The 7849-nt window shown below is 66.1% G+C and carries 9 protein-coding genes; 3 read left to right on the top strand and 6 right to left on the bottom strand.

The annotated features are described in order from the left end of the window. From AC30N0_RS09570 to AC30N0_RS09550, 5 genes are all read right to left on the bottom strand, one after another. Positions 1-914, bottom strand: a 914-nt coding sequence (locus AC30N0_RS09570; RefSeq protein WP_489517695.1) for an AMIN domain-containing protein, incomplete at its 3' end; no start/stop codon positions are given. Beyond that, entirely contained in the window at positions 911-1393 is a 483-nt protein-coding gene (locus AC30N0_RS09565) for a pilus assembly protein PilP (protein WP_489517696.1), read from the bottom strand. The genes AC30N0_RS09570 and AC30N0_RS09565, both read right to left, overlap by 4 nt. 62 nt (positions 1394-1455) lie before the next feature. After that, positions 1456-2157 carry a type IV pilus inner membrane component PilO gene (locus AC30N0_RS09560; protein WP_489517694.1) on the bottom strand — a complete coding sequence of 234 codons (702 nt, stop codon included), beginning with the start codon at positions 2155-2157 and terminating at the stop codon, positions 1456-1458. Between the two features lie 6 nt (positions 2158-2163). Further along, positions 2164-2817 (bottom strand): PilN domain-containing protein, encoded by a 654-nt coding sequence (locus AC30N0_RS09555; protein ID WP_489517693.1) that lies wholly within the window; start codon positions 2815-2817, stop codon positions 2164-2166. After that, a complete protein-coding gene (locus AC30N0_RS09550; RefSeq protein ID WP_489517692.1) occupies positions 2814-3893 on the bottom strand; it encodes a pilus assembly protein PilM in 1080 nt (359 codons plus the stop codon). Before AC30N0_RS09550 ends, AC30N0_RS09555 begins: the two co-directional genes overlap by 4 nt. Before the next feature lie 270 nt (positions 3894-4163). Between AC30N0_RS09550 and AC30N0_RS09545 the strand changes: the two genes are divergently transcribed. Then, positions 4164-6551, top strand: a complete 2388-nt coding sequence (locus AC30N0_RS09545) for a penicillin-binding protein 1A (RefSeq protein WP_489517691.1) — start codon at positions 4164-4166, stop codon at positions 6549-6551. Here the strand turns inward: AC30N0_RS09545 and cyaY are convergent. Further along, complete coding sequence (cyaY, locus tag AC30N0_RS09540; RefSeq protein ID WP_489517690.1) at positions 6548-6919, bottom strand: iron donor protein CyaY; 372 nt, start codon at positions 6917-6919, stop codon at positions 6548-6550. The two genes, AC30N0_RS09545 and cyaY, sit on opposite strands and share 4 nt — an antisense overlap. 18 nt (positions 6920-6937) lie before the next feature. Here cyaY and lptM point away from each other — a divergent pair, with 18 nt between their 5' ends. Both lptM and lysA read left to right on the top strand, forming a co-directional pair. Then, positions 6938-7108: an LPS translocon maturation chaperone LptM gene (gene lptM / locus AC30N0_RS09535; protein ID WP_489517689.1), complete on the top strand. Its 171-nt coding sequence runs from the start codon at positions 6938-6940 to the stop codon at positions 7106-7108. Continuing rightward, the coding region (gene lysA, locus AC30N0_RS09530; protein ID WP_489517688.1) for a diaminopimelate decarboxylase at positions 7105-7849 on the top strand (745 nt) is incomplete at its 3' end. The genes lptM and lysA, both read left to right, overlap by 4 nt.

Below are 7849 nucleotides of genomic sequence, written 5' to 3'. Positions count from 1 at the left end.
ACGACGTTGAAGTTGGTGAAGTCGGCGATGACCTGCAGCAGGGCCCGCACTTCGATGTTCTGGAAGTTGAGCGAGAGCTTCTCGCCCGCGTAGCCTGCCCCCTGGACGAGCTTGTTGGGGTCGACCTTCTGGGCCCGGACCTCGAGGACGAACTGGTTGTCGCTCTGGTAGGCGCTGTGCTCCCACGCGCCGCGCGGCTCCACCGTCATGCGCACCCGGTCGCCCTGCTGCGTCGTCGTGATGCTCTGCACCGGGGTGCCGAAATCGGTGACGTCGAGGCGCCGGCGCATCGCGTCGGGAAGGCTCGAGCGAAGGAATTCGACGATCAGGCTCTGACCCTGCTGGCGGATGTCGACCCCGACCTGGTTGTTCGGCAACTCGACCACGACGCGGCCGGCACCGTCGGCGCCGCGCCGGAAGTCGATGTCGCGCAGCGAGAGCTGGGTGCGGTTGAGGCTTTCGGCGAAGCGGGTCGGCTGGCCGCTCGAGCTGGCGAGCGTCGCCGGCGCGTTGTTGTCGAGCGAGACGACGAGCACCTTGCCGTCGATCTGGGCCCGGTAGCCCGCCGGCTGCTTCAGGTTGAGCACGAGGCGGGTCCGCTCGCCGGACTGGGCGATGCTGACCGAGCGGAGATTGCCCTGGTTGATCTCGAGGTTCGACTTGCCGAGGCCGTTCGAGACGTTCGGCAGGTCGATGGCGATGCGCGGCGGCGCCTGCACCGTGAAGCCGGCCGGCAACGCAGCGAGCGGCTCGGTCAGCTCGATCCGGATGACTTCGGACCCCGCCTGCTGCGAGCTATTGATGGACTGGATCGCGTTCTGCGCCCAGGCGGGAACGGCCGCCACGGCCGTGAGCGTGAGGGCAAAGAGTCGCGAGCGCCAGCCAATCATCGATTTCTCCCAGATGCTTTTCATCGCGCCTTCTCCTGAAGCTGGAGGGCGCTGTTGCGCTCGATCCATTCGCCTGCTGCGTCCTGCACGATCTCGCGATAGGTCACGTCGGTTTCGGAGATCTTGGTGATCTTTCCGTAGTTCTGCCCGAGGTAGTCGCCCTGCTTGACCTGGTAGAGAAGGTTGTCGACCTTCAGGAGCGCGTACGGGCGGCCGTTGCGGTTGACACTTCCCACCATGGCCATGCTGTCGACCGGATAAGCCTCGAGCGGCTCCTTGCGGCGGTTGATCTCTGCCGCCAGCAGTGAATTCGGCTGCCGCGCTTCCTGCTTGAGCGCCACGGAAAGCTTTTGCGTGCTGAACGGCTCGACTGCCCCCAGAGCGGCATACGGCTGCGGGTTGAACTTCTTCGGTGCAGACAGCGGTTCGACGTTCGGCTTGACCTCGCGCTTCTGCTGCTCCATCCATTGCTGCAGCTCGTCCTGGTCGCCGGCACAGGCCATCAGCCCCAGGCTGCAGACCAGAAGCACCACCGCCCGGCACGGGCGTGTCACGGCGAGGCTCCTCATGGCTTGCCTCCCGGCTTGGCCCCAGGCTTCGCCTTGGCCGCGTTCTTGCGGATCTCCTCGACCTCGGTCGGGTCGAGGTAGCGGTAGGTGCGGGCGGTGGCTTCCATCGAAAGCACGCCGTTCGCGTCCTTGCCGGAGGTGATCGAAAGGTTGTGCAGGGTCACGATGCGCGAAAGGTTCGCGATGTCGCCGGCGAACGAGCCGATGTCGTGATAGCGGCCGGCGACGCGGATGGCGATCGGCAGCTCGGCGTAGTAGTCCTTGATCACGACCTGGCCGGGCCGGAACAGCTCGAACTGCAGGCCACGGCCGAGGCCCGCCTGGTTGATGTCGGACAGCAGCGCGTCCATCTCGGCCTTGCCCGGCAGCTGCTTCTCGAGCTGGGTGACGTATTCCTCCACCTGCGTCTTCTGCTTGCGCAGTTCGGGCAGGTTCACCGCTTGCGCGAGCTTGCTGCGGTAGTCCACCTTCAGCGTCGGCTCCTTGTTGTGCTCGGCGTCGAGCTTGTCGTGCTCGGCGGAGAGGACGACGAACCAGCCGGCAACCACCATCGCCATCGCCAGCGCGAGGAAGGTCATGGCCTTGGGCAGCAGTGGCCACTGCCCGGGCTCGTTCGGGTTCAGGCCCCGGAACTGCGATGCCGCGCCTTCGAAGACCGAGTTCAGGTCGACGTTGGCGGTCTTGCTTTTGCTGGCCATGGCGCGTCAGGTTTTGCTCGGCTGCGGCGCGGGCGCCGGAACCGAAAGCGCCGTGGCGGGGACCGCCGAGGCAGCGAGAGGTGCTGAAGCCGCGCTGTCCTGCGGCCGCTTCACGGTGAGACGAATGGAGAAGTCGAACAAACGCTTCTGCTCGCGGTTGGCGCCCAGCAGGACCGTCGCCTTGCTCTCGATCAGCTCGGGCTTGACCAGCCACTCCGAGCTGTAGGCGGTATTGCGCAGGAACTCGGACACGCGCTCCTGGGTCTGGGCGATGCCGGCGACGTTCAGGCTCTGCGCGTCCTGCTTGACGGACGTGATGTAGATCCCCTCCGGAACCTGGCGCACCAGCTCGTTCAGCACATGGACCGGGACGTTGCGGTCGATCTGGAGGTCCTCCACCGCCTTCTGCCGCGCCTTCAGCGAAGCGATCTCGGCCTTCAGGCTGGCGATGTCCTTGATCTGGACGTCGAGCTTGGCGATCTCCGCCTGCAGGAAGGCATTGCGCTCCTGCTGCCCGGAAATGAGCTGCTCGACGACCAGGTACCAGATCCCCACCATCGCGATGCCGGCGAGCGACGCGAGCCCGAGGCCGGCGAAGAAGGCGATCTTCTTGCGCTTGCGACGCTCCTCCCGGTGGGGGAGCAGGTTGATCATGATCACTGGACGAACCTCCGCATGGCGAGGCCGCAAGCCGTCAGGTACGACGATGCCTCGCGCCGGAGCTTGGCTTCGCGCACCGCGGAGCCGAGCTTCATGTTCTCGAACGGGTTCACCACCATGGACGCGAAGCCGGTCAGCTCGGTGACCCGGTCCTTGAGGCCGGGCAGCGTCGCCGTGCCGCCGGCCAGCATCACGTAGTGCACCTTGTGATGCGGCGTGCTGGTGAAGAAGTACTGCAGGGCGCGCCCGATCTCCTGCGACAGGCTGTCGACGAAGGGGGCGAGCAGCGAGGTCTCGTAGTCATCGGGCAGGTCGGCGGCGAGCTTCTTCTGCTCGGCCTCCTCGTAGGAAAAGCCGTACTGGCGCGAGATCAGCTGCGTCAGCTGGGAGCCGCCGAAAGCCTGGTCGCGGTCGTACAGCATCTCGTCGTCGCGCAGGACCTTGAGGCTGGTGGTATCGGCGCCGATCTCGAACAGCGCCACCAGCGCGTCGCGCCCTTCGTTCGGCAGGGCCGACACGACGCGGCTCATCGCCAGGCGCGAGGCATGCGACTCGATGTCGAGCACCGCCGGGCGGAGGCCCGCGGCTTCGGCCAGGCCCTGCCTGTCCTGGACCCGGTCCTTGCGCGATGCGGCGATCAGCACCTCGACGTCGCCCACCGAGGTCGGGCTCGGTCCGATGACGCAGAAGTCCAGGCTGACCTCGTCGAGGGAGAAAGGGATGTACTGGTTGGCCTCCGACTCGACCTGCAGCTCGAGCTCTTCTTCGCGCAAGCCGGCCGGAAGCATGATCTTCTTGGTGATGACGGCGGACTGCGGCATGGCCATCACGACCTGGCGGGTGCGCGTTCCGCTCTTCGTGACCAGCCGCTTGACGGCCTCGGCCACCTCATCGAACTTCTCGATCTGGCCGTCGGCGATCCAGCCTTTCTCGAAGCTTTCGGAGCCGAACCGCTCCAGGATGTATTCGCCGCCGTTGTTCTGGTTCAGCTCGACCAGCTTGACGCTCGACGAACTGATGTCGAGGCCGATCATTGGCGGGTGCTTGCGACCCATCAGCGAATCGAGAAAGCTCACGATGCCCCTTTTCCAGACGCGAGATTAAACGTGCTGGATTGTTAATAAGTTACTTCGATGCTAGCAGCAAAGCCTTTGATAACCAACGCAAAACAGCCTGCCCAATCCCTCGTGCGCGTTGCAAATCTCACGCGCCGAGCCCGGCGCAGCGATGGCTTTGTTGCAAGAAGAATCCAAGTGTTCAATGCATCACTTTTCAGCCCTTCGATGACCTGCTGCAAAGCACGTGGACGTGCGTTTCTATAATGCGGAGCGTGTCCTGGACCTGTCGTGACTGATCCCGATTTCACCGCCGAGCGTGGCGCCGAGGTGCGCCGGCCGGCGCCGCCCGGCAAGCCGATCCAGCGTGGCCTCAGCCTGGTTCTGCGCCTGTTGCTCGGCCTGGCCGGCCTGGCCGTGGCGGCGGTCGTGTCGGCGGTGCTCCTGGCCAGCATCGCCCTGGCCGTCGCCTACCCCAATCTCCCCGAGATCAGCAGCCTCACCGATTACCGGCCCAAGCTGCCGATGCGCGTGTTCTCGGCCGACGGCGTGCTGCTAGGCGAATTCGGCGAAGAGCGCCGAAACTTCGTCCCCATCGACCAGATCCCCAAGGTCATGCAGGACGCCGTCCTGGCCGCGGAGGATGCCCGCTTCTACAAGCACAGCGGCGTCAACTACGTCAGCGTCATCCGCGCCGGGCTGGCCAACTTCGGCGAGGCCCGCAGTGCCCAGGGCGCATCGACGATCACGATGCAGGTGGCACGGAACTTCTATTTGTCGACCGAGAAAACATTTACTCGCAAGCTGTACGAAATGTTGCTCTCGCTGAAGATCGAGAGAACCCTGAGCAAGGAGCAGATTCTCGAGGTTTACATGAACCATATCGCGCTGGGACAGCGCGCCTATGGTTTCGCCTCGGCGGCCGAGATCTATTTCGGCAAGCCCCTGAAGGAAATCACGGTCGCCGAGGCCGCGATGCTGGCGGGGCTGCCGAAGGCGCCGTCCGCGAATAACCCGATCGTCAATCCGGACCGGGCGACGATCCGGCAGCGCTACATCATCGAGCGCATGCTGGAGAACGAGTTCATCACCGTCGCGCAGCGCGACGCGGCACTGCAGCAGGTCCTCAAGTACCGAACGCCCACGGAAGTGGCGGTGCACGCCGAATACGTGGCCGAGGCGGCGCGGCAGATGATCTTCACGCAGTACGGTCCGGAGGCCTACACGCGCGGCCTGAACGTCTATCTGACCCTGAACTCCCGCGAGCAGACCCTCGCCTACCGGGCCCTGCGCAAGGGAATCATGGACTACGAGCGGCGCCAGGTGTACCGCGGCCCCGAGGACTACGTCGACCTTCCCGCTGACCCGAAGGAGCTCGACGTCCGCGTCGCCGAAGCACTGCAGGACTTCCCGGACAACGACGAGCTGCTCGCCGCGATCGCCATCGACGTGTCGGCCAAGAAGGTGACGGCGATGCTGCAGAGCGGAGAGACGGTGAGCGTCACCGGCGACGGCCTCAAGCCCGCTGCCTCGGCCTTGGCGGCCAAGGCCAATCCGAAGATCCAGCTGCGTCGCGGCGCCGTCATCCGCCTGATCCGGGGCGCGAAGGACGACTGGTCGATCACCCAGCTGCCGGAGGTCGAAGGGGCTTTCGTTGCGATGGATCCGCGCACGGGCAGCGTCCGCGCAATGGTCGGCGGCTTCGACTATTCGAAGAGCAAGTTCAACCACGTGACCCAGGCCTGGCGGCAACCGGGTTCGAGCTTCAAGCCCTTCATCTACTCCGCCTCGCTGGAGAAGGGCTTCACGCCGGCCACGGTGATCAACGACGCGGCGCTCTTCTTCGATGCGACGTCCACCGGCAGCCAGCCCTGGGAGCCAAAGAACTACGACGGCACGTTCGACGGGCCGATGTCGATGCGGCGCGGCCTGGCCAAGTCGAAGAACATGATCTCGATCCGCATCCTGAAGTCGATCACGCCGCAATACGCGCAGCAGTGGATCTCGCGCTTCGGCTTCGATGTGGAGAAGCACCCCGCGTACCTCACCATGGCGCTCGGCGCGGGCTCCGTGACGCCGCTGCAGATGGCGTCGGCCTACAGCGTCTTCGCGAACGGCGGATACCGGATCAACCCGCTGCTCATCAGCCGCATCACCGACAACAAGGGGCACGTCATCAACGAGGCGCGCGTGCCGGTGCTCGACGAGCCGCTTCGAGCCATCGACGCCCGCAATGCGTTCATCATGAGCAGCCTGCTGCAGGAGGTCACCCGCTCGGGCACGGCGGCCAAGGCCCAGCGGGAGCTGAAGCGCGTCGATGTCTACGGAAAGACGGGCACGACGAACGATTCGCTGGACGCCTGGTTCGCAGGCTGGCAGAAGAACATCGTCGGCGTGGTCTGGATGGGCTACGACACGCCCCGCAAGCTCGGTGATCGCGAAACCGGCGGCGGGCTAGCCCTGCCGATCTGGATCGACTACATGAGCACGATGCTGAAGGGCGTCCCGATCCAGGAGCCGGCGCCCCCGGAGGGCGTCGTGAGCCTAAACGGCGAGTGGTACTACGAAGAGTACGCGCGGGGCGGCGGCGTCAGCAGCGTCGGCCTGGAAGAAAAGGCGCCTGCACCGCCGAGCGAAGAAGAGCGGAACAGCATCCTCGACCTGTTCCGGCCGCGCTAGGGCTGCGGATCCGGGGCGAACACCAGCAGTCGGCCGCCCTGCTCGCTCGCGCAGGCCGACAGCACTTCGAAGAACTCGCGACCCTCGCGACCCTCGACCCAGCGGCCGGCAGCGGGTCGGAAGTGGAAGCCTCCGGCCTGGGCCGCCAGCCACAGCTCGTGCAGCGGCGGCTGCGTGTTGAGCACGATCCGGCTGCCGTTGGGAAAGGCGAGCTCGACCAGCCCGCCGGTGCGGCTGGCGTCGATGTCGATCACGTCGTCCTGGAGGAATCGGTCGACGGTGGTCTCGACCGATGCGAAGACAGTCCGGGCGCGACGCTCGTACTCGGCGTCGTCGATGTTCTCGAACAAGGCAGGGGCCGTATCCATGCTCTCTAGAATCAAGCGATGAGAAGCCATCGCGAAACGAGTGTAGGCCCGGTCCGCAGTCCTGCGGCCAGGATGGCCATGCTCCTCGGCGCTGCCGTCCTGCTCGCTTCGTGCGGGCAGAAGGGCCCGCTGGTGCAGGTCGCCCCTGCCGCCGCGGCGGCTTCGGCTGTGCCGGCGCCGGCGCGATGACCGCCCTGCCCGGTGCGCCGGAGATCGTTTGCCGCGACGGCAGGCTCTTCGTCGAGGAACTGGCCGTGGCCGACCTAGCGCGCCGTTTCGGCACGCCGCTCTACGTCTACTCGCAGGGATCGATCCGCCGGGCCCTGGCTGCGTATGCGGACGCGCTCCGCGGCCGCGATCACCTCGTGTGCTACGCCCTGAAGGCCAACTCGACCCTCGCGATCCTTCAGCTGTTCGCCCGGTCGGGATGCGGCTTCGACATCGTCTCCGGCGGCGAGCTCGAACGCGTGATCGCCGCCGGCGGCGACCCGGAGCGTGTCGTCTTCTCCGGCGTCGGCAAGACGCGCGCGGAGATGAGGCGCGCCGTCGAGGTCGATGTGCTGTGCTTCAACGTCGAGAGCATCGCCGAGCTCGAAGTCCTTGCCTCCGTGGCGCATGACGCCGGGCGCCGGGCCCGGGTCAGCCTGCGCGTCAATCCGGACGTCGACGCCCGCACCCACCCCTATATCTCGACCGGGCTGCGAGCCAACAAGTTCGGCATCGCGCACGAACACGCGGCAGCCGCCTTCGCGCGGGCCGCGGCGCTGCCTGCGCTCGAGGTGGTCGGCATCGACTGCCACATCGGCTCGCAGATCACCGAGACGGCGCCCTACCTCGACGCGCTCGACCGCGTGCTCGACCTGGTCGAAGCCATCGAGGCCGAAGGCCTGCCGATCGAACACCTCGACATGGGCGGCGGCCTCGGCATCG

It is taken from the genome of Rhizobacter sp., assembly GCF_031412495.1.
Taxonomy (GTDB): domain Bacteria; phylum Pseudomonadota; class Gammaproteobacteria; order Burkholderiales; family Burkholderiaceae_C; genus Schlegelella_A.
This window is presented reverse-complemented; position numbering and strand designations above follow the sequence as displayed.